Raw genomic sequence first — 19,930 nt, 5'->3', positions numbered from 1 at the left:
TCAGTATGCGCAAGCTTCGGTCCAATTCTCCTCGGACTCACAATTATAACCAATATGCTTGATTTCGCAACATATTTAAGCGAATGGCTCGTTTTTTAGGCCGCAAGACATACATTCGAACGGCTTTTCATCTTTCTGGTGCCCTTTTCAGCGAATAAGAACATGAGTTCGCTTTCTATTATATAGCTTTATGCCGGCCATCGCAAACAGACTGTAAACCCCTGTATAAAGGGGTTTCTAAAAAAGCTGTTCATGCTTTATTGTATCTGTTTCATCATCATACGCAAAGAGTATTCTTTCAATAAAAAAGCAAAAACCCCTGATTTGCCAAGGATTTTTGCCTTTTTTGTTCCTATTTTATAACAGCGCGGGCGACTTTTATACATAAATCCATAACAGCCGTCCGTCCTTTGTCTGTAATCATGCGATACGCTTCTTCATTTGCAAGGCCCTGCTGCGCCCAAAAAACGGGAGCGTCCGTCTGTAAAAATTCTTCAGCGACGCCGGGAAGCTGCTCAGAGCGTCTGAACACATTCACGATATCAATCGGTCCCTCCACGTCTTTTAATGAAGCGACGGCTTTAACGCCAAGCGCTTCATCAATCGTTGGATTGACGGGAATAATTTCATACCCTTCATCCTGCATCGCTTTGGAAACCATGTAAGAAGTCCGGTCGGGACGGTCTGACAGCCCGACGACTGCGATCCGTTTGCTCCGGTCCAGAATTTCTTTAATCTCTGATTTTGAAGGATTTTGCATCTTTACCATCTCCTTTTGATATATTGTACATGACCGCTTCACCGGAATCAAAAAAAGCGCTTTGTCAGCTTAATTCTCAAAAAACTTGTCATCAGACGGTAACAACTCGTGTTAAAATAGAGTGAAGGGACATTGAAAAGGAGAAATGTAGATGTTGATTGCTTTATTGATTATTTTGGCCTATGTAATAGGCAGCATCCCGTCAGGTTTAATCGTAGGCAAACTTGCGAAAGGGATCGATATTAGAGAACACGGAAGCGGCAATTTGGGCGCTACAAATGCTTTTCGCACGCTTGGCGTTAAAGCGGGATCTGTTGTCATCGCAGCCGATATTTTAAAAGGCACCTTGGCCGCGGCGCTCCCATATTTACTGCACGTCCCCATTCATCCTCTTCTCGCAGGGGTGGCAGCAGTAATCGGCCATGTATTCCCCGTGTTCGCAAAGTTTAAGGGAGGCAAAGCCGTAGCCACATCAGGGGGCGTCCTGCTGTTTTATGCTCCGCTGTTATTCGTTACGATGGTTGCAGTATTTTTCGTATTTTTATTCCTTACGAAATTTGTTTCTCTGTCTTCAATGTTAACAGGGATTTATACGATTATTTACTGTCTGTTTGTAAAAGACCCTTATTTATTAGTCGTAGTGACGCTCTTGACCGCGTTTGTTATCTACAGACACAGGGCAAACATCAAACGGATTATAAACAAAACAGAACCGAAGATCAAATGGTTTTGATGAAACTTCAATTTTGACATCAAAATGCCATATGCGTTTATAATAGAGATAATTTCTTTATATGAGAAACAAAAAGGGAGTGTTCCGGATGAACATGAAAGTAACGAAAGGCGCGCTGGATTGGTACAAAGAAGAGCTCGATCTGGAAACAGGCGACCATGTCCGTTTCTTTGTCCGTTACGGGGGATGCAGCAACGTTCAGAAAGGCTTTTCTCTCGGCATTTTAAAAGACCGGCCGATGAACATCGGCACCAGCACGGAAGTTGAAGGCATTACCTTTTTTATTGAAGAAAGCGACTTATGGTACTTTGATAATCACGATTTGTCAGTCACATATTCAGATCAGGCAGAAGAGCCGGTATTTGATTACGTGTAAGAAAAAAAGAACGCAGCGGATGCGTTCTTTTTTTTACAGCCTGAACCTTTTGAGATGATCAGTCAGATGTTCTTTTTCTAATATGCTTCTTTGCGTATCACCGAGCAGGTCAAAGTGGGGAAATTCATTTTTATGGTGAATCCACTCCGGCTTCAGCCCGTACTCCGCTCCCCATCTGATCAGTTTATTGAGATCGCTTGAACCGGCCTTCGTCACGGTCTTAGCCTCCGGAAAGCGGTCGTCCAGCCAGTAATGCGTTAAAAAAGCGATTTTCCCTTCCGATACATCCCGCTTCCATCTTTCCAGTTCCCTGCGCGTAATTCCAAATGCCATAACTGCAGCCGCTCCTTATTTTTTTGCCTTTTCGTAAGCGGCATGCCAATCAGGAAAAGCCTTGCGAAACTGAATCGGTTTGAAACTCTCTTTATCAACGCATATATGAGAGGATGTCGCTTTGATGGCAAGTTCTTGATCCGGATTATAGATGTGGTAGCCGTAAACGGTTTTAAATCCGTTATATTCTTCAATCCAAGTATGTACGACAGCCGTTTCTCCGTAGCGGAGCGGCTTTTTATAAGAAATGCTGATATCCAATACAGGGGACAGCACTCCTCTATCTTCCATATCCTTGTAAAGGAATCCGAGTTCCTTAATCAGCGCCGTTCTGCCGACCTCCATCCAGACTAAGTAATTGGCATGATAGACGATACCCATTTGATCTGTTTCCGCATAACGCACTTCTATTTCTTTTTTTGACACATGCAACGTTCTCTGCTCCCTTATTATCAGATTAGCCCCATTTTATCACAACGAGCCGGAAAGAGAAAAAAACCAGGTTTCCCTGGTTTTTATTATGATTGATAGCCGTTTTCTCTTGCAGCCGATTCATCCTGGATTTCACTGCGGAACGATTCAATGCTTTCATTGCGTCTGACATTCTTCTCTTGAATGCGCTGTTTTTCCTCATCTGTCGCAAATTCCATTGATTCTTTGGCTTCTTCTATATTTTCAATTGTATTCTGGACCATATCCTGCAGCTTTTCAACGTTATCGGAACGGTCATCCGGATTTGGTTTTTGATCATTGTTTGTCATAATGTCTGCTCTCCTTTGTTGATGTTATTCGCCTTTCGTCTGCATGACAATCGGATGTCCGTTTGACTTGTCATGAAACTTTTCCCCTTTGTTGCGTTTATATTTAACGGGTTTTGTCCCTAAGTGGCTCGGAGCGTATTGCGGCTGGCCGTCTTTCTTGTTTATGCCCATGTTCATCCCTCCTTAAGAGTATATTTTGCAAAAGGAGGTGCAAACATGACTGCAAATTAAAGGTTATTTTTGTTTGAACCGCTGCTCCAGCTTTTCTTCAAGCTGATTCAAATATTCCGTATTGGTCATCAGCTCACGTTTATTTTCCATAACCAATTCATGAAAAGAACGTTTTCGCATTTTTTTCAATCTTCTCACCTCCGTGTTTTCATTCATTTTTTCCAATTTTTCAAAACCTAAGCCCTTCACAATAAAAAAACTGAACCTCTATTTGAGATCCAGTTTTTCTTTCATTTCTTTTTTTGTCATCGTGCCTACGCGAATATGCTGAATGGTTCCTTCTTCGTCTAATATGTATGTTGTCGGATAAGAAAGCACGTTGAAATCTCCGTTAATTCCGCTTTTGTCAATCAGAATAGGAAAGGTCAGCTGATAATGATCAGCAAATGATTTCACAGCCTGTATATTTTTTTCAGAGGACGTAAAATTAACGGCTGCTACCGCAATATCAGGATATTCTTTCTGCAGCTCCTGCATATCGGGCATTTCCATTCGGCACGGCTTGCACCACGTCGCCCAGAAATTGAGGAGCACTTTTTTTCCTTTATAATCAGAAAGGGAGATACTTTTTCCTGACAATGTATCAAGTGTAAAGTCAGGGGCTTTCATCCCTTCTTCTGTCCCTTCTTTCGGACTTTTTTGTACAGAATAAATGTTCCAGCCCGCATACACTAACAACCCGATAAGTAACATTCCGCCCAGCCATTTCGCAAGCATCTCAAGGCCTCCCGCATAAAAAGAGAGAAAGCAGACTGCTTTCTCTCCTTTGTTCATTCTGCTACTGTTTCATTTTATCGCGAAGCACCATTTGTAAAATGCCGCCGTGGCGATAGTAATCAATTTCCACTTCACTGTCAAAACGGACAACAACTTCAAATGTTTTTACCGTACCGTCTTCACTGATTGCTCTGACAGTCAGCAAGTCGCGCGGACGTACAGATTCATCAACATCCACCTCGATGACTTCCTTACCGGTTAAGCCGAGTGTATCCGCGTTTTCACCCTGTTTAAACTGAAGCGGCAGCACACCCATGAAGACGAGGTTGCTTCTGTGAATTCTTTCAAAGCTTTCGGCAATGACTGTTCTGATGCCGAGCAGGTTTGTTCCTTTTGCAGCCCAGTCACGTGAAGAGCCCATTCCGTAATCTTTTCCGGCCAGGACGACAAGACCCGTTTTATCATCTTTATACCGCATGCAGGCATCATAAATAGATGTCACTTCCCCGGTAGGCCAATGTGTTGTGTATCCGCCTTCTGTACCCGGTGCGATTTGGTTTTTAATGCGGATATTGGCGAATGTTCCTCTCATCATGACTTCATGGTTTCCGCGGCGTGAGCCGTAAGAGTTAAAGTCACGAGGAGAAACGCCTTTTTCCTGCAGGTATTTGCCCGCCGGTGTGTCTTTTCCGATCGCTCCGGCCGGAGAAATGTGGTCAGTCGTCACGGAATCGCCGAATTTGCCGACAACGCGAAGTCCTCTTAAAGGCTCAACTTTTCCCGGCTCTACAGACATTTCCTCAAAGAACGGCGGGTTTTGAATGTAAGTGGAATCCTGATCCCACTTGTACAGCGCTTCATCCGTCGTTTCGATTTCGTTCCAGCGCTGGTTGTCGTCAAATACCGTTTCATACTCTTTGCGGAATAATTCCGGCGTAACAGTCTGTTTGACGAGAGAATTGATTTCATCCATGGACGGCCAGATGTCATCGAAATAAACATTTTGTCCGTCATTTCCGACACCGATCGGATCCGTTTTCAGGTTGATATTCACAGTGCCTGCTAATGCGTATGCGACAACAAGCGGAGGTGACGCAAGGTAGTTTCCTTTGACAAGCGGATGGATCCGGCCTTCAAAGTTTCTGTTACCCGACAAGACAGAAGTGATCAAGAGATCATTTTTAGCAACCGCTTCTTCAATCTCTGGAGAAAGCGGGCCGGAGTTCCCGATACATGTCGTACAGCCATACCCTACGAGGTTAAAGCCGAGCTCCTTCATGTAAGGAAGCAGGCCCGAGTTGACTAAGTATCCAGTAACAACCTTAGACCCCGGCGCAAGTGATGTTTTAACATAATTCGGCACTTTCAAGCCTAATTCTACCGCTTTTTTGGCTACCAATCCGGCACCGATTAATACATAAGGGTTTGATGTATTCGTACAGCTTGTAATAGCGGCGATTGCAATCGCCCCTGTTTTCATAACCGCATCTTCGCCGCTGTTAAGTTTAAATGAAATTTCTTTGTTCTCTTCAGCAGCATCCGCTCCGAATCCTTGGTTGCCGGCCGGGCTGACAAGATGTTTTTTAAACGTTTCCTGCATAACGGAAAGCGGGATTAAATCCTGCGGACGTTTCGGTCCTGAAAGGTTCGCTTCAATTTTTGACAGATCAATTTCCACAACGTCTGTAAAAATCGGCTCTTCCGCGTCAGGCGTATAGAATAAACCGTTGTTGCGGCAGTATGCCTCTACAATATCGATCTGCTCTTCTTCACGGCCGGTCAGACGCAGGTAAGAAAGTGCTTCCTCGTCAACAGGGAAGAATCCGCAAGTCGCTCCGTATTCCGGCGCCATATTGGCAATAGTCGCACGATCCGCAAGCGGAAGCTCAGCAACACCAGGACCGAAGAATTCAACAAATTTATTGACTACGCCTTTTTCGCGCAGCACTTGAGTGACTTTCAGCGCCAAGTCAGTCGCCGTCGTTCCGTTAGGCAATTTTCCGACAAGTTTCGCGCCGATGACCTCAGGAACAGGGAAATATGAAGGCTGGCCGAGCATTCCCGCTTCCGCCTCAATACCGCCGACACCCCAGCCGAGGACGCCGATTCCGTTAATCATTGTTGTATGGGAATCTGTTCCCACCAATGTATCAGGATATGTCACAAGTTCTCCGTCTTCCTCTTTCGTATGAACGACACTTGCCAAAAACTCAAGGTTTACCTGGTGAACGATACCTGTTGCAGGCGGAACGGCCTGATAATTGTTAAACGCTTTCTTTGCCCAGCTTAAAAATTTATAACGTTCTGCATTTCTTTCGAATTCTAAGTCCATATTAATGGCTAACGCGTCTTCCGTACCGGCTTTGTCGACTTGTACAGAGTGGTCAATGACCAGGTCAACCGGAATTTCAGGATTGATTTTATCAGGGTCTCCGCCGACAGAGGCCATGGCTTTTCTTAAAGATGCCAGGTCAACTACGGCCGGAACGCCGGTAAAGTCCTGTAGAATAACCCGTGAAGGTTTAAACGGCACATCGATATCTTTTAATTCAGCAGTACCCCATCTTGCTAAATTTTCAACATGTTCTTTTGTAATGACGCGTCCGTCTACCTGACGCAAAACGGATTCCAAAAGAACCTTAATAGAATAAGGAAGTTTTGAAACATTGCCGACCCCTGCGTCTTCCAATGCTTTTAATGAATAGTAGTTGTATGTTTTCCCATTTGAAGAAAATGTTTTTCTTGCTTGGAAAACGTCTTGTGTTGCGACTTTTTGCTGATTTGTCATTCTCCAAAATCCCCCTTCAATGATCAAGATCGTTCTTTAGATGAATGTTCACATTCCATCACAATTTTCTCACAATTTCATCTTAGTATAAAATCATACATAAGTAAATATCAATGTTTTTATTAAATACAATAAGATCGTCTTATCAGCATGATTTTCGGTAAATTTTGTCCGATTTTCCGCCTCATATAACGGGCTGTAAAGAGCCATATTAATGTTGAGGTGATGATCATGGTAAAACGGAAAGCCAATCATGTCATTAACGGCATGAATGATGCGAAAAGCCAAGGCAAAGGCGCGGGTTATATAGAAAATGACCAGCTCGTCCTGACGGAAGAAGAACGGCAGAACAATAAAAAAAGAAAAACAAACCAATAGCCGGAACACCTTAAAAAGGAGGCTTTAACATGACAAATAAAAATACGAGTAAAGATATGCATAAAAATGCTCCGAAGGGCCATAACCCCGGCCAGCCGGAACCGCTGAGCGGAAGCAAAAAAGTGAAAAACCGCAACCATACAAGACAAAAACATAATACAAGCCACGATATGTAAAACAGACCCCGTGTCTGTTTTTTTGTGCCATTCACCCATTCAAAGCTTCTGCATACGTTATAGCAAGGCTTTTTAATATGGAGGGATGCTTCCATGAATCACTCAAAAAACGCTGAAGAATTTGATGATACGGAAGAATGGCTGCGGCAGTTTTACGAGGACCCGTATGCTTGGTATGACGAGACGCTGCCGATCGATCTATATGAAACAAGCCGTCAATATATCATTGAAGCCGACCTGACGGCGCTGAAGCAGGTGCAAGCGATAACCGTCACTCTTTCGGGGAATGAATTTATGCTCTCTGTTAAAACGCTTGAACGGACGTTAAACAAACAAATGGTGCTTCCTTTTTATCTGAATGACAAACATATTTTCACTGATTTCACCAACCATATTCTGACCGTCTCCATGAACAAGGAGCCAAATGAGACTCCTGCCTCTTTTTCCTTTCAATTTCCTCTATAACATAAAAAAGCCGCTTTCATCCCTCAATGGAAGCGGCTTTTTTGTCCGGTCATATCAGTCATATACCCTCAAAGTGAATCTCCCATGGCCAAATAGCAGAATCACTATACGATAGAATATGTTCTAGCAACCGGAATGACTGGACATCTATCATTTTTTTCTATTCTTTTTTTCATGTGTTCTTCTATTCTGTCTTCGTTTACAATATGGTTAAAGTAAGGAGGAGATAGAACAATGCTGGAAGGCTGGTTTATGTGGATTATTTTATTTTGGGTCATCGTGATGATCGGATTGCTGTCTATCGGCGGGTTTTTTATGTTTCGAAAATTTTTAAAACGCTTACCGAAAGAAGACGGCCGGTCAGAACTGGATTGGCAGGACTATTATATTGAAAAAAGCAGGCACTTATGGAATGAGGGTGACAAGGCGTTTTTGGATGAATTGGTCGCCCCCGTGCCGGAGCTCTTTCGGGATGTAGCCAAAGCGAAAATCGCCGGAAAAATCGGTGAACTTTCCTTAGCGGAGGAAGCTGAACAAATAAACCGTGATTTAATCATCAGGGGTTACATACTGGCCACTCCTAAGCGTGATCATCAATTTTTAAAAAAGCATCTCCGTGAAAAACAGATTGATCTTACTCCTTATCAAGCCCTGCTCAAATAAAAAACCTTTCCGGCGGACGGAAAGGTTTTAATTCATCTGAATATCAGCGGGCTTCAGTTCATTCGAAAGTTTGCGGTAAGACAAAAACATCGCGATGCGCCACGGGACAATCATTCCGAAAGCCAGAATCCAAAACATTCCGCTTAAAGCTCCGTAATCAATCGTCGTGCTCAAAATGGATTTCATAGCGATTCTGATAACCAAGAGACCAATCAGGATAAACACAAACGCTTTTGACCGTTTTAAATAGATTTCATTATTTTTAATCTCAAATTTAGATGTTTTAATCAGAAAAATAGAGAAGATCACGCCCAGCGTAATGGCCTCCAAAAATTCTTCGCCCGTCACTCTGAAAATCGGAAAAAGGAACATAAGCGCTCCCGTACTCATGAAAATCGGCGGGAGAATTATTTTTTTAGGTGAAGCGGGCTTGTCGGAGGATTTAATCCTGACGATCATCACGGAAATTGCCATGGCCGCTGCAATAACGGATGAAATTATAATCATCATCTTTATCATTCCTTTGCTTGCACGGAGTTTGATACTATATACTATACTCCAAAAACATAAAAAAAACCAATTTGAAAAGAGAACACGTTTACGTTCCCGTTACCCGGCCAACGGCCTCCAGCACTTTAGATGCTTCAAACGGTTTAACGATAAAGTCTTTAGCGCCTAATTCAATCGCTTCCAGAACGATCCGCTGCTGCCGCATGGCGGTGCACATGATGATCCGGGCTTTCGGGTCAAAAGCTAAAATATCCTGCAGAGCCTGTATACCGTTTTTGACCGGCATGGTAATATCCATTGTCACCAGGTCGGGACGGATTTTTTGATATACTGACAGGGCTTCCTCACCGTCAGCCGCTTCCCCGGCCACTGTGTAATTCGCCGATTCCAGAATCTCTCTGATTTTCACCCTCATGAACTTGGCGTCATCTACAACTAAAACTCGTGTCATATTCCCCTCCACATATTTAACATTAACTAGTCTTATTGTACCAAAAACAAAAGGGTATATAATAGTTCAAAAGTTATTAATCCGTTACAGACCGGTAAATCCTCCGAAAAGATTTGACAGAACGATCAGAATGTAGCTCATCCAGTTAAAAAACAGCATAACTCCGATCAGAATCATAAGAATGCCGCCGATTTTCATGATAAGCAGCTGATGCTTGCGAATCCAATTCATTCTGGTAATAAAAAATGAAAGAACAAGAAAAGGAATCGCAAACCCGAGAACATATAAAAACATATACGGCACTGCTGAAGAAGGATTTGTATTGGCCAGCGAAAACACGGCTCCTAAAATAGGCCCGCTGCACGGCGACCAGCCGGCTGCAAATGCAAGACCGATCAGAACCGAACCGATAAACCCCTCCGGACGGCGCTTAAAGTGAATGCGCCGCTCTTTCATCATGAATTTCGGCTGAAACACACCGGCAGTAATCAGCCCGAAAAGGATCAGCATGATAGCGCCAAACTGGCGGATCGCTTCATGATATTGGGTAAAAAAACTGCCGATAAACGAAGTTCCATATCCCAATGCGATAAAAATCACGGAGAAACCAAGCAAAAAACAAAGTGTATGCACGAGGCCGCGCTTTTGCAGCATCACCTTTTCTGTTTTCACCTCGTCCATACTGACACCAGTTATGTAAGATAAAAAGGCGGGGTACAACGGCAGACAGCATGGAGAAATGAAAGACAAAAATCCGGCCCCAAACGTCAAAAAGTAATTAAAACTCACGATGACACACTCCCTTCGAGTTATGACAAAATCATTTCATTTTTTTAACACTTTCCCGAGAAGGATTACTTTTTATAGAAAAAGCTTATATAATTTAATTTGACATCGAGATATTATACTCCTTCTTATTTGAAAAACAGTATAAATGTGGATATAATAATAGCGACTCAGGTGAAAGATTTATGTATGAAAGGATATATCCCTGTGATTAGAGAGCATCTATTAAATGAAATTGAAAAAAAACGGGCAGAGCTGCTTAAAATCGTCATGACAAACGGAATGACATCAAACATTACGATAGAACTCAGCCAGGAGCTTGACCACCTTCTCATACAATATCAAAAAGAACTGCACACCGGCAGTTGGGGTGAAACATGACGCCAAAATAAAAAACCCTCTCCGGGTTTTTTATTTTTATAACCATGTATCTCTATATCATAATCTGTACGTATTATTTCGCTTGATTATTCATGGCTTTCATCATTTGATTAATTTTCTTTTGAGAAGGTTTCATTCCCATTTGCATCATCATCATGCGTAGCATTTGTTCATTAATAGGCGGATTCTTTTTCAAATAGCTCATCATATATTTACGAGCAATAAAAAACCCGAGTGCAACACCTATGAGCAATGCGACAACGCCCACTAGGATGCCAACCCATAAAGTCATTTTATTTCCTCCTTCATGTTGTCTAGTTTAAAGTGTACTAAACCAAAGGCTATTATACAACATTTACATCTCTTTTTCCTCGTTTTTAGACAAAATTTCTTTCTCTGACCGGATTTAACCACCCGTAGCGCCGTGTCTTGAAATCCATTGCAAGAAAACAGGGGCTGATTTTACGCAGAATCTCAAAGAAAATCGTTTCCGCCTCATAATCTCCCGAAGCCGCAATCTCAATTAAACTGTCTTTCATCATGAAGGTGGCGCGGCCCTTTTCTCCGGGCAGTGTAAGCCGGTAAATGGAATCCAAACGGCTGTAACTCATTCGGTTTAAATGCAGCTGGAGACGCTGATGCATATGTATCACCGGAATCGGTTCCGTTATATATTGAACTTGCTTTTCTGTCATTTGATATTCCTGGGGTGTCAGGTCTGTCCAATGATAGTCTCGAAACAACTCAAACATAGCCGTTTCCCGCCCGAAGTAGTGGTTCGCAAACTCATCCTTTATCAGGTGCGTATAGTAATGACGTTCCATTTCCTCATCCCCTTTTACAGCGCTTCGTTATTGCTTTCTATTATACAAAAGGAGAAAAGAAAGAATTGTCTATTACTGTTACGCCGCCCCTTCTATTTTTGTCGCATAAACAGGAAAAAGAGGATGATTTGACTCATCCTCTTTTGTCTCGTTATTTGTTTAAAAGTTTTTTCACGCGGTCAACCACGTTTTCTGCAGTAAACCCGTATTCTTTCATAATTGTTTCTCCCGGAGCTGAAGCACCGAAACGGTCAATTGCGAGAACGTCTCCTTCAAGACCGGTAAATTTGCCCCATCCGAAGCTTGAACCCATTTCGATCGCAAGACGTTTCGTCACATTCGGAGGAAGCACGCTGTTTTTGTACTCGGCCGATTGTTTTTCAAAGCGGTCCCAGCTCGGCATGCTGACTACAGATACGTGAATGTTTTCTTCAGCCAGTTTCGCTTGAGCTTCGATCGCAAGTCCGACTTCAGAACCTGTCGCTAAAAGAAGAGCGGCCGGTGATTCCGTTTGGGCTTTTGAAACGATATAAGCCCCTTTTTCCACGCCCGCATACGCTTCTTCAGCCTGCTGATCAATCGTCGGCAGGTTTTGGCGTGTCAATACAAGAGCTGTCGGATGATCTTGGCTTTGAACGGCAACCTTCCATGCAGCTGCGGTTTCATTTCCGTCAGCAGGTCTGATCACAGAAAGGTTAGGAAGTGCGCGTAAAGAAGCAAGCTGCTCAATCGGTTCGTGAGTCGGCCCGTCCTCTCCTACGGCAATACTGTCATGCGTGAATACATAAGTGACGGGAAGACCCATCAATGACGCCAGACGAATGGCAGGTCTTAAATAATCAGAGAACACAAAGAATGTGCCGCCGAATACGCGGAGGCCGCCGTGAAGCGCCATTCCGTTTAATGCAGCGCCCATCGCAAATTCACGGACACCGAACCAGAAGTTTTTCCCGGCGTAGTCTTTGGCCGTGAAGTCTCCTCCATTTTTGATTGTCGTTTTATTTGAACCCGCAAGGTCAGCAGATCCCCCGACAAAGAAAGGAATTTTCTTAGCGATCCCGTTCAGCACCTCACCTGAAGATGCGCGGGAAGCAAGGCTGCTGCCTTTTTCATAAACGGGAACTTCCTGATCCCAGTCTTTAGGAAGCTCGCCTTTCATGCCGAGTGACAGCTGTTCAGCAAGCTCAGGATATTTTTCTTTATAAGCCGCGAACAGTTCATTCCATTCCTGTTCTTTTTTCGAGCCGGCTTCTTTTACCGCTTGATTGAAATGCCCGTATACTTCTTCCGGAACATAAAAATCTTCTTCAAACGTCCAAGCATACGCTTCTTTTGTCAGCTTGCTCTCTTCTAGTCCTAACGGAGCGCCGTGAACGCCGGATGTGCCCGCACGGTTTGGAGAACCGAAACCGATCGTGGTTTTCACTTCAATCAAAGTCGGTTTTTTATCATTCTGGCGCGCTTTTTCAATTGCAGCCGTCAATTCAGCGATGTTGTTTCCGTCCTCAACATAAAGAACTTCCCAGTTCATTGCTTCAAAACGCTGCTTTACATTTTCAGAGAAAGAACGGTCTAAATCGCCGTCTAAGGAAATGTCATTAGAATCGTATAATACGATCAGGCGGCCTAATTCAAGATGGCCTGCAAGTGAAGCGGCTTCGGAAGAAATGCCTTCCATTAAATCGCCGTCTCCGCAAATACTGTATGTATAATGATCAACTACGTTGAATGAATCACGGTTATATGTCTCAGCCAGATGGCGTTCTGCAATTGCCATTCCCACTGCCATTGCAATACCCTGTCCAAGCGGCCCGGTCGTTGCGTCTACTCCGGCTGTATGCCCGAACTCCGGATGTCCCGGTGTTTTGCTTCCCCATTGACGGAACTGTTTCAAGTCTTCAATGCTGAGGTCATATCCGCTTAAATGCAGCATGCTGTATAAAAGCATTGAACCGTGGCCTGCTGATAAAACAAAGCGGTCGCGGTTAAACCAGCCCGGATTCTGCGGGTTTACATTCATAAATTTCGTCCACAGCGTATATGCCATCGGAGCGGCTCCCATCGGCATGCCCGGATGTCCGGAATTCGCTTTTTCAATTGCGTCTATAGATAGTGTACGAATGGTGGCAACTGATTTCTTTTCAATTGTATCCATTATAATCCCCTTCCTTATTGTTGTACCTTTTCATCATAAAGCGATGCTGACTTTTTCTCAACTCTTTCAGCTTAAATTTGAGATAAACTTGTTGAAAATTGTCGTAAATCACATCCTGATATTAGTATATACGAAAAAAGAATACGTATTGCCGTATTCTTTCTGTTTAATGAAGATTATTTTTCTGTTGTTCTCTTTTTAATTTTTCAGGGGTGACATCGTTGCCTTCCGGATCAATCACTTTTACGCTCTTTAACGTATTTTTCATTGAGGAGCGGAATCCTTTCAAATACTCCTGGCGAAGCTTTTGCTGTTCAGCTTTTTCCTCATCCGTTATCGTGTTTGATTTAGCTTTTTGAGCCAATTCGTTAATTCTTGCGATTTTTTCTTTAGAAATCATAATAAGCTCCTTTGGTGCGTGTTGATTATATACTACTAAAACGCAGTCTTTTTTACAACTGATGCGCGTCAGCTGCCTTCTGTGTCTGCGGTATATTCCTGAAACCGCCGGTGAACCGTGGCTTTGGACACATCGTAGCCGAATCCCCTTAAGGTCGCTGCGATTTCTGCAAAGGTAAGCTTGTTGGCTCTCAGCCTGATAATTTCAGAAACCGGAACCTCTTTTTTTTCTTTTCCGCTGTTTTCATGTCTGTTTTTCAGATTCCGTTCAGGTTTGTAGCCGTTTTTCACGGCTCTTTTCATTCCCCGCCGGATTTTCATATTGTGAATTTTCCTTTGATATTCCTCAACAATACTGACGATTTCGAGTACCATCGAATCAGCTTCGGAAAGCGCCAGTTCACCTTTATGAGCCGTCGTATATATTTTTACGTTCTCCCTGTAAATGCAATGCAAAAGCGCAATCTTGGCGTTTCCTCTTCCTAATCTCGTTTCGTCCTGCACCAATATCGCGTCAATATGTGATTTTTTAATTTCATCAAGCATTTCAAATACTCCGTCGCGATCCATTTCGTAACCGCTGGCTTTCTCAGAAATGACTTTCACGACTTCCATGCCGTTTGCAGCAGCGATCTCACTGAGCTCCTCTTCCTGTCTTTTTAATGACGTTTGCTGCTGTTCTTTGTTTGTGCTTACGCGGGCATAAATGAGTGCCTTCATTTCTCTCTTTCCTCTCTAATTGACAATGGCCAGCTGATATACGGCCGGATGCTTTTTCTTAACCGGAAGAATAAGTTCGTCTCCGGGCTTTATATCAGCAGTTTGGAGATGATTATTCTCCGTCACCCACTCAATGAAATCTTCTTTATTAATGTGTTTCTTTTCTGCTACATGATCCGCAAGTGACCAGAGTGTATCGCCGTCCTGAACCTTTATTTTAACATATTGGCTGAGGGACTGATCATTTCCCGCACATGAGACAAGTAAAATAGCGGCACTTAAAATCGCAGTAAACAGCCCTACAAATATAATAGATTCTTTCGCCATGTAAACAACCTCCGATAAGAATGTTTGTTCGCTTTTTATACCTTTCAGTATATACGAACAAACGTTTCTGTCAATCGTTTTTTTCGAACCTATGTTTGTACTGTCAGGAAAATCATGCTATAATCTACTTAAAATCGACGTTTTGAGGTGCGAAATATGACGAAGCTATCAAAAAGGCAGCTTGATATCCTGCGTTTTATTAAAGAAGAGGTAAAAACGAAAGGATATCCGCCTTCTGTAAGAGAGATAGGAGAAGCAGTAGGACTGGCTTCCAGTTCAACCGTGCACGGCCATTTGGCGCGGCTGGAGACAAAAGGCCTGATCAGACGGGACCCAACTAAACCGAGGGCGATTGAGGTATTGGATGAAGAAGAAGTCCACATTCCGAAAAGCCAGGTCGTAAACGTTCCGGTCATCGGGAAAGTGACGGCGGGTATTCCGATTACGGCTGTTGAAAATATCGACGAGTATTTTCCGCTTCCTGACCGGATGGTTCCTCCGGGCGAACATGTCTTTATGTTAGAAATCATGGGAGAAAGTATGATCGACGCCGGTATTTTTGACAAAGATTACGTCATTGTCAAACAGCAGAACACGGCCAATAACGGAGAAATCGTCGTAGCTATGACCGAAGATGATGAAGCGACGGTCAAGCGCTTCTATAAAGAAGACAATTATGTGCGGCTGCAGCCGGAAAATCCGACGATGGAGCCGATTATCCTGCAAAACGTAAGCATTTTGGGGAAAGTTATCGGCGTATTCAGAGCCGTACATTAATTCTATTAAACTTCATTTATTGTAAAAAACCCCTTACAGAGGGGTTTTTTTTGCATAAAAAAAGCAGATTCGCCCTGGCTTAAGAAACGAATCTGCTAAGGAGGAAAAACTTACATTCTTATTATCCGACATCAAACTTTTGAAGTCAACTAATAATGTTTCCCTGAAGAAACTTTTCACCCATTTTTCAACTTTGTATATTTGTGCGTGATGAATTTACTTTTGTTTATGTTTCCTTTGGGCGGATGCATTAAAATTTATCTATGAATATTTAGTACATAGTGTAATAAGTTATATTTAAATATAAAAAAACCCGCTGCCTTTAGCGAGTATCTATTTTCAATCAAAATGATAATATTCTACACCGTAAAACCCTTTAATATAGACGGGGCCACAGACGTTTGAAGAACTTTCAACCAGAATTCTGTATTTGTGATACGGATCAATTGATTTTTTATCCTGGGCACTGAGGTTTAACCAGCTGCCGCTGTAGTTTTTAGAACTTAATGTATAAAAATTCCCGTTCAGCGCCATCCGCTGGAGTTTCATGCTTAAACCGCACGAAGAGTTGTTCATTATGGTGAACTTATATCCTAAAAAGTAATCGTCGGCAGTTACAGCCCCCGGATTTTCAATATGAAACTCTTTTGCATTTCCCTCCAAAGTGAAGCTTGTTTTTGATCCGAATTCAGTGGTAGCCGCTTTAGCTGAGTGTATTCCGCTAAAACATAATAAAAAAACAGCAATACATATCCAATATTTTTTCATTTACATCCCCCTTTTTACATATTTTAACTTGTGAATCCTGTGATGTCTATTCACATTTTATTAAAACGTATCCTTTATAACCACTATATACCAGTTTAAAAATTTGCGGATTGCTTACAATGAAGACTAAACGAAATAACGAAGGTGGTTCAAATGAAACACGTAATTGCTTTCGCTTCTAAAACGGCGCTCACACTTGCTTTACTGTACATTGTTCTGGATCTTATGTACCAAGTAACCTTTTTAAACGTTCTGTTTATTACAGTGATCTTAAGTTTAATCACTTATTTTGCGGGTGATTGCATGATTCTGCCGAGAACAAGCAATTTCACAGCCGTTGCAGCTGATTTCGGGATTTCATTCATTATATTATGGATATTCCTTATGAACATTGGCGGATTTAATGTCTCGCCTGCCGCGGCATCTGTTATCTCTGCACTTTGCATTTCTGTTTTTGAGGCATTTTTTCACCGGTATTTGCAGCAATATGTACTTCCCGAAGATTATCAGGACACAACAGAGACGGATAGCACGCTATGGAGCTATCAAACCGAGGCGTCTGAAGAATTAGTGCCGGAAAAAGACCCTCAGGAAAAAACATAAAAAGGAGGCAATCGCCTCCTTCTCTTTTTATTTTTGCTTCTGATCGTCCAGCGGCAGCTGCAGCAGTGAGTCTGTGCCTGTCGCTTTCGGCGTTTTTCCGTCCCATTTTTCAATCCATTTATATTTGATCATTTCATCGGACATTGATTTCTTTATGATTTCGTTATAATCAGCGATCCCTTCCGCTTCAATTTTTTTCTTTTTCGCTTCGGCTTCGGCTATTTTAATTTCAGTTTGTGTCCGTTCAAGTTCCTGTGAAGACTTCACCCTTGCATCGATGGCTTCCTGTGTGGCTTTATCCGGCTTCGGTACGCCAAGCGTCAGATCATCAATTAAAAATCCAAGACTCTTCATATCATCAGCAAATCTCTTTTGAACATCGGCAGCGGCTTCTGCAGATTTTTGCCCGTATGTGTCAATAACCGAGTATTTGCTGATTGATTTTCGCGCCGCATCCCACAGCCTTGTTTTTAAATATGTATTTTCAATCGTTTCAACGTCTACCGCTCCGAATTTGTTAAACAGATCGACTACTTTATCAGGCTGCACGACATAGTTGTAAGCGATATCCATTTCTATATTTTTACCGTCTGAGGTTGCCACTTTTATATTTTCATTATTCACTGTCTGCATACGCACCGGATATTCCGTTACTTTATTAAATAACCCGACTAAGTGCCAGCCTTGGTCCAATGTGTCGGATTTTACCCCGCCATTCGGTGAGTATACAACCCCGACATAACCGTTCGGTATTTTTTCAATGAATAGTGACGCTGTAACGCCCGCAATTAAAAGGGCTGCACCTATAATCACACCGCCGATAATTTTTTTTGTGTTTCCGCGCTTATTTTCGCTCATGCTGATCTTCTTCCTCCCATGACTTTTTGAATTTTTTGGCTCCGCTTCCCACTTGTTTAAAGATTGGACTAAGCATCAGCCATAAACCGAATCCGATGATGACAAGAAGAATGATAGACCCGATCATCACTTTCATTTGCCCACCTCTTTTCTTTCATCCTGTCAATTATGTATACGATCTTAAGAACTTAAAGTTTCATAAATTTCAAAAGAAAAAGCTCCGCCGGCAAAATAGGCGTGCTTATTAATAATTGTCACTGATAAAATCAGAAATCGTTTTTGTGAATTGATAAAAGGTCCCATTTTGTGTGGATGCTCTGCTTTTCAGCGTAAAAGTGTCAAATAGTGATTTTCTGAAGCCGGTGCTCATTTCGATTTGAATACTCAATCCGGATGAAGATTGATTGGCAAGGTTGTTCGGACTGACGCCCGCATATTGATCATTTATGCCAAGAAGAACGGCAGGATACCCGTGCCTTTTCAGCACATCGGTCAAAAGTTCGGCCCGTTCTCTGTCTGTACCGCCGATTTTTATCTTTTTATCGTCACTGCCGTAACCGTGCAATGAAATGACATGAGAGTGCTCTTTCACCATTTGCACGGCCTTAGGTTCATCGAAATGCGAACTTGTCAAATGCAGAGCCGCATTACCGGCTGGTTTTAACCCTTCAAATAAATATAAACTCCGGTTTTCAGCAATTTCTCTGGCTAACTCACTGGTCCCCGGCTCTATGCCTCCGCCGTGTATAGCTAATATGAGGACAGAAGGGTCATGCTCTCGCGTTGAAATGGAAAAATCGGAAGAATCTTCATTCAGCTTTAATTCCTCGAAACTGCCGTAAATATCTGAAGCGGCATCAGCCCGAAAGAACGGCAGAAGCAAAAACGGTAAAATTAAAACTAAAATTCCTTTTTTGGTTATTGATGGCATTTGTATGTTTATGTTACAATACAAATGCTTCAGCCTTTGAAGCGAACGGCAGAACAGGGTGACTTTGGACGGTTTCTTCTGCTCTGCCTCTTTGCCAGCTGCTTTACGGTCTATTCTTCTAACCCTTTTTGCCATAACATCATCCTTTCTTTTGTTTACACTTTTGTCACAATATTATATACGTTGGACAAAACCTCCGTTCATCTTGAAGAATAAAAACATCAAAACAACTTCTATCCTTTAACCTAAAAAAGTCTTTCTGTTCAAAGAGACGGAAGGCTTAAATGATAAAAATGAAACCCTTCTCCAGTTTTGGAGGAGAGTGAGGACTGCAGGGAAATCATTTTATCAATATGCTGAGCCGGGCTGGCGTCCGGCTCAAATATTTGCTCCGGCATAGACGGTTACGGAGCGGCCGCTTATTTCGAAGTCAAATTCGAACGTGACGTATGATTTCCCAATTCAAAAATCCCCGAAACAAATGGATGTAACTGCTGTTTCCATAAAAAAAAGACTGCTGTTAAGCAGTCTTTTTTCGTTTTATTTCGTGCCTGTTGATCCCAGTCCGCCGCGGTCATTGTTCCCGAGCTTGTCTACTTCGATCAGCTCCACTTCAGGCATTTTCTTCATGATTCTGAATTGGCAGATCCGCTCCCCCTTGGAAATGTCGGTATCCCGAAGCGCGAATGCAGGAAAAAACCAGAAGTCATTGTCGCCTTTATAAGATTCATCAATGACTCCCATTGAATTTGTCTGAATGATACCGAAATGCTTATATGTACTTGAACGCGGAACGACATGGGCCTCATATCCTTCCGGCAGTTCCATCGCAACTCCAAGCGGGATAAGTTTGAATTCACCTTTTTTGATTGTTATATCTTCAGCTGCCCGCAAATCAATCCAATCGCCCTGTTCAATTTTACTGATTCTCGTTTGCGTATCATCTGAATATTTAATTTTGATTTGTAAAGTCATTTTCGCTGCTCCTTTTGCTTCCCTATTTCAGTCGTATTGATGACCAATCCGTGCCCCATTATACCATTTAACTGATAAGAATGT

Annotated in this window: 31 protein-coding genes and 1 pseudogene; 10 read left to right on the top strand and 22 right to left on the bottom strand. The window is 42.6% G+C overall.

The features are described from left to right. Positions 1–352: 352 nt before the first annotated feature. Entirely contained in the window at positions 353–760 is a 408-nt protein-coding gene (locus tag NYE36_RS10500) for a CoA-binding protein (RefSeq protein ID WP_007410316.1), read from the bottom strand. A 151-nt stretch (positions 761–911) separates the two neighbouring features. On the opposite strand from NYE36_RS10500, the gene plsY reads away from it, so the two are divergent. Together plsY and NYE36_RS10490 are read left to right on the top strand one after the other, a co-directional pair. Then, complete coding sequence (gene plsY, locus NYE36_RS10495; RefSeq protein WP_007410317.1) at positions 912–1,493, top strand: glycerol-3-phosphate 1-O-acyltransferase PlsY; 582 nt, start codon at positions 912–914, stop codon at positions 1,491–1,493. Positions 1,494–1,581: 88 nt separating this feature from the next. Next, positions 1,582–1,869, top strand: a complete 288-nt coding sequence (locus NYE36_RS10490; RefSeq protein ID WP_007410318.1) for a HesB/YadR/YfhF family protein — start codon at positions 1,582–1,584, stop codon at positions 1,867–1,869. 33 nt (positions 1,870–1,902) lie between these two features. Here the strand turns inward: NYE36_RS10490 and NYE36_RS10485 are convergent, their stop codons facing one another. From NYE36_RS10485 to acnA, 7 genes are all read right to left on the bottom strand, one after another. Then, on the bottom strand, positions 1,903–2,202 hold the full coding sequence (locus tag NYE36_RS10485; protein ID WP_043021138.1) for a hypothetical protein: 300 nt from the start codon (positions 2,200–2,202) through the stop codon (positions 1,903–1,905). A 15-nt stretch (positions 2,203–2,217) separates the two neighbouring features. After that, positions 2,218–2,634, bottom strand: coding sequence for a YbgC/FadM family acyl-CoA thioesterase (locus NYE36_RS10480; RefSeq protein WP_003153973.1), 417 nt, complete (start codon positions 2,632–2,634; stop codon positions 2,218–2,220). An 86-nt stretch (positions 2,635–2,720) separates the two neighbouring features. Beyond that, the gene (gene tlp, locus NYE36_RS10475) at positions 2,721–2,963 is read right to left on the bottom strand and encodes a small acid-soluble spore protein Tlp (RefSeq protein ID WP_342496850.1); all 243 of its coding nucleotides are present in this window, start codon (positions 2,961–2,963) and stop codon (positions 2,721–2,723) included. Between the two features lie 24 nt (positions 2,964–2,987). After that, on the bottom strand, positions 2,988–3,134 hold the full coding sequence (locus NYE36_RS10470) for an acid-soluble spore protein N (protein ID WP_003153977.1): 147 nt from the start codon (positions 3,132–3,134) through the stop codon (positions 2,988–2,990). A 63-nt stretch (positions 3,135–3,197) separates the two neighbouring features. Then, positions 3,198–3,323 (bottom strand): FbpB family small basic protein, encoded by a 126-nt coding sequence (locus NYE36_RS10465; RefSeq protein ID WP_012117651.1) that lies wholly within the window; start codon positions 3,321–3,323, stop codon positions 3,198–3,200. Positions 3,324–3,401: 78 nt separating this feature from the next. Beyond that, positions 3,402–3,911: a redoxin domain-containing protein gene (locus NYE36_RS10460; RefSeq protein ID WP_007410322.1), complete on the bottom strand. Its 510-nt coding sequence runs from the start codon at positions 3,909–3,911 to the stop codon at positions 3,402–3,404. Positions 3,912–3,972: 61 nt separating this feature from the next. Next, the gene (gene acnA / locus NYE36_RS10455; RefSeq protein WP_015417550.1) at positions 3,973–6,699 is read right to left on the bottom strand and encodes an aconitate hydratase AcnA; all 2,727 of its coding nucleotides are present in this window, start codon (positions 6,697–6,699) and stop codon (positions 3,973–3,975) included. Positions 6,700–6,930: 231 nt separating this feature from the next. Between acnA and sspO the strand changes: the two genes are divergently transcribed. The 4 genes from sspO to NYE36_RS10435 all read left to right on the top strand — a co-directional run bounded on the left by sspO (position 6,931) and on the right by NYE36_RS10435 (position 8,381). Then, on the top strand, positions 6,931–7,077 hold the full coding sequence (gene sspO / locus NYE36_RS10450; protein ID WP_003153982.1) for an acid-soluble spore protein SspO: 147 nt from the start codon (positions 6,931–6,933) through the stop codon (positions 7,075–7,077). A 29-nt stretch (positions 7,078–7,106) separates the two neighbouring features. Then, complete coding sequence (locus NYE36_RS10445) at positions 7,107–7,253, top strand: small acid-soluble spore protein P (protein WP_003153984.1); 147 nt, start codon at positions 7,107–7,109, stop codon at positions 7,251–7,253. A 93-nt stretch (positions 7,254–7,346) separates the two neighbouring features. After that, positions 7,347–7,718: an Hsp20/alpha crystallin family protein gene (locus tag NYE36_RS10440; RefSeq protein WP_003153985.1), complete on the top strand. Its 372-nt coding sequence runs from the start codon at positions 7,347–7,349 to the stop codon at positions 7,716–7,718. A gap of 234 nt (positions 7,719–7,952) precedes the next feature. Beyond that, positions 7,953–8,381, top strand: a complete 429-nt coding sequence (locus NYE36_RS10435) for a DUF2621 domain-containing protein (protein ID WP_094032683.1) — start codon at positions 7,953–7,955, stop codon at positions 8,379–8,381. Positions 8,382–8,408: 27 nt separating this feature from the next. Here the strand turns inward: NYE36_RS10435 and NYE36_RS10430 are convergent, their stop codons facing one another. From NYE36_RS10430 to NYE36_RS10420, 3 genes are all read right to left on the bottom strand, one after another. Further along, positions 8,409–8,900: a CcdC protein domain-containing protein gene (locus NYE36_RS10430; RefSeq protein ID WP_094032684.1), complete on the bottom strand. Its 492-nt coding sequence runs from the start codon at positions 8,898–8,900 to the stop codon at positions 8,409–8,411. Positions 8,901–8,979: 79 nt separating this feature from the next. Beyond that, positions 8,980–9,342 (bottom strand): response regulator, encoded by a 363-nt coding sequence (locus tag NYE36_RS10425; RefSeq protein ID WP_033574804.1) that lies wholly within the window; start codon positions 9,340–9,342, stop codon positions 8,980–8,982. Between the two features lie 84 nt (positions 9,343–9,426). Then, entirely contained in the window at positions 9,427–10,134 is a 708-nt protein-coding gene (locus tag NYE36_RS10420; RefSeq protein ID WP_088056486.1) for a cytochrome c biogenesis protein CcdA, read from the bottom strand. Between the two features lie 201 nt (positions 10,135–10,335). Here NYE36_RS10420 and NYE36_RS10415 point away from each other — a divergent pair, with 201 nt between their 5' ends. Then, a complete protein-coding gene (locus tag NYE36_RS10415; protein ID WP_012117647.1) occupies positions 10,336–10,509 on the top strand; it encodes an aspartyl-phosphate phosphatase Spo0E family protein in 174 nt (57 codons plus the stop codon). A 73-nt stretch (positions 10,510–10,582) separates the two neighbouring features. Here the strand turns inward: NYE36_RS10415 and NYE36_RS10410 are convergent, their stop codons facing one another. From NYE36_RS10410 to yneA, 6 genes are all read right to left on the bottom strand, one after another. Further along, positions 10,583–10,801, bottom strand: coding sequence for a YneF family protein (locus NYE36_RS10410; RefSeq protein WP_003153994.1), 219 nt, complete (start codon positions 10,799–10,801; stop codon positions 10,583–10,585). An 85-nt stretch (positions 10,802–10,886) separates the two neighbouring features. Further along, the gene (gene sirA, locus NYE36_RS10405; protein WP_003153995.1) at positions 10,887–11,333 is read right to left on the bottom strand and encodes a sporulation inhibitor of replication protein SirA; all 447 of its coding nucleotides are present in this window, start codon (positions 11,331–11,333) and stop codon (positions 10,887–10,889) included. A gap of 151 nt (positions 11,334–11,484) precedes the next feature. After that, positions 11,485–13,488, bottom strand: coding sequence for a transketolase (gene tkt / locus NYE36_RS10400; protein ID WP_007611727.1), 2,004 nt, complete (start codon positions 13,486–13,488; stop codon positions 11,485–11,487). 166 nt (positions 13,489–13,654) lie between these two features. Next, positions 13,655–13,888, bottom strand: a complete 234-nt coding sequence (locus NYE36_RS10395) for a DUF896 domain-containing protein (RefSeq protein WP_003153997.1) — start codon at positions 13,886–13,888, stop codon at positions 13,655–13,657. A gap of 68 nt (positions 13,889–13,956) precedes the next feature. Beyond that, entirely contained in the window at positions 13,957–14,607 is a 651-nt protein-coding gene (locus NYE36_RS10390) for a recombinase family protein (RefSeq protein ID WP_015417547.1), read from the bottom strand. A gap of 15 nt (positions 14,608–14,622) precedes the next feature. Beyond that, complete coding sequence (gene yneA, locus NYE36_RS10385; protein ID WP_003154001.1) at positions 14,623–14,934, bottom strand: cell division suppressor protein YneA; 312 nt, start codon at positions 14,932–14,934, stop codon at positions 14,623–14,625. A gap of 156 nt (positions 14,935–15,090) precedes the next feature. On the opposite strand from yneA, the gene lexA reads away from it, so the two are divergent. Further along, positions 15,091–15,711 carry a transcriptional repressor LexA gene (gene lexA, locus NYE36_RS10380; RefSeq protein ID WP_003154004.1) on the top strand — a complete coding sequence of 207 codons (621 nt, stop codon included), beginning with the start codon at positions 15,091–15,093 and terminating at the stop codon, positions 15,709–15,711. Positions 15,712–16,050: 339 nt separating this feature from the next. Here the strand turns inward: lexA and NYE36_RS10375 are convergent, their stop codons facing one another. Continuing rightward, positions 16,051–16,479, bottom strand: coding sequence for a hypothetical protein (locus NYE36_RS10375; protein WP_094032686.1), 429 nt, complete (start codon positions 16,477–16,479; stop codon positions 16,051–16,053). A 153-nt stretch (positions 16,480–16,632) separates the two neighbouring features. Between NYE36_RS10375 and NYE36_RS10370 the strand changes: the two genes are divergently transcribed. Beyond that, a complete protein-coding gene (locus tag NYE36_RS10370) occupies positions 16,633–17,082 on the top strand; it encodes a YndM family protein (RefSeq protein ID WP_003154009.1) in 450 nt (149 codons plus the stop codon). Positions 17,083–17,109: 27 nt separating this feature from the next. On the opposite strand, the gene NYE36_RS10365 is transcribed toward NYE36_RS10370, so the two are convergent. The 3 genes from NYE36_RS10365 to NYE36_RS10355 form a co-directional block, all read right to left on the bottom strand. Continuing rightward, the gene (locus tag NYE36_RS10365) at positions 17,110–17,940 is read right to left on the bottom strand and encodes a prohibitin family protein (protein ID WP_007410333.1); all 831 of its coding nucleotides are present in this window, start codon (positions 17,938–17,940) and stop codon (positions 17,110–17,112) included. Further along, positions 17,927–18,076: a hypothetical protein gene (locus NYE36_RS10360; RefSeq protein WP_007410334.1), complete on the bottom strand. Its 150-nt coding sequence runs from the start codon at positions 18,074–18,076 to the stop codon at positions 17,927–17,929. The genes NYE36_RS10365 and NYE36_RS10360 overlap by 14 nt, the downstream gene beginning before the upstream one ends. A gap of 108 nt (positions 18,077–18,184) precedes the next feature. After that, positions 18,185–19,006, bottom strand: a complete 822-nt coding sequence (locus tag NYE36_RS10355) for a poly-gamma-glutamate hydrolase family protein (protein WP_094032687.1) — start codon at positions 19,004–19,006, stop codon at positions 18,185–18,187. Positions 19,007–19,217: 211 nt separating this feature from the next. On the opposite strand from NYE36_RS10355, the pseudogene NYE36_RS10350 reads away from it, so the two are divergent. Then, positions 19,218–19,324: pseudogene (locus NYE36_RS10350) on the top strand (DUF4177 domain-containing protein); the annotation flags it as partial. Between the two features lie 87 nt (positions 19,325–19,411). Here NYE36_RS10350 and NYE36_RS10345 read toward each other — a convergent pair. After that, the gene (locus NYE36_RS10345; RefSeq protein WP_003154017.1) at positions 19,412–19,846 is read right to left on the bottom strand and encodes a dUTP diphosphatase; all 435 of its coding nucleotides are present in this window, start codon (positions 19,844–19,846) and stop codon (positions 19,412–19,414) included. Positions 19,847–19,930 lie beyond the last annotated feature (84 nt).

The sequence above is a fragment of the Bacillus sp. FSL R5-0593 genome, from assembly GCF_038603755.1.
GTDB classification, from domain to species: domain Bacteria; phylum Bacillota; class Bacilli; order Bacillales; family Bacillaceae; genus Bacillus; species Bacillus velezensis.
This window is presented reverse-complemented; position numbering and strand designations above follow the sequence as displayed.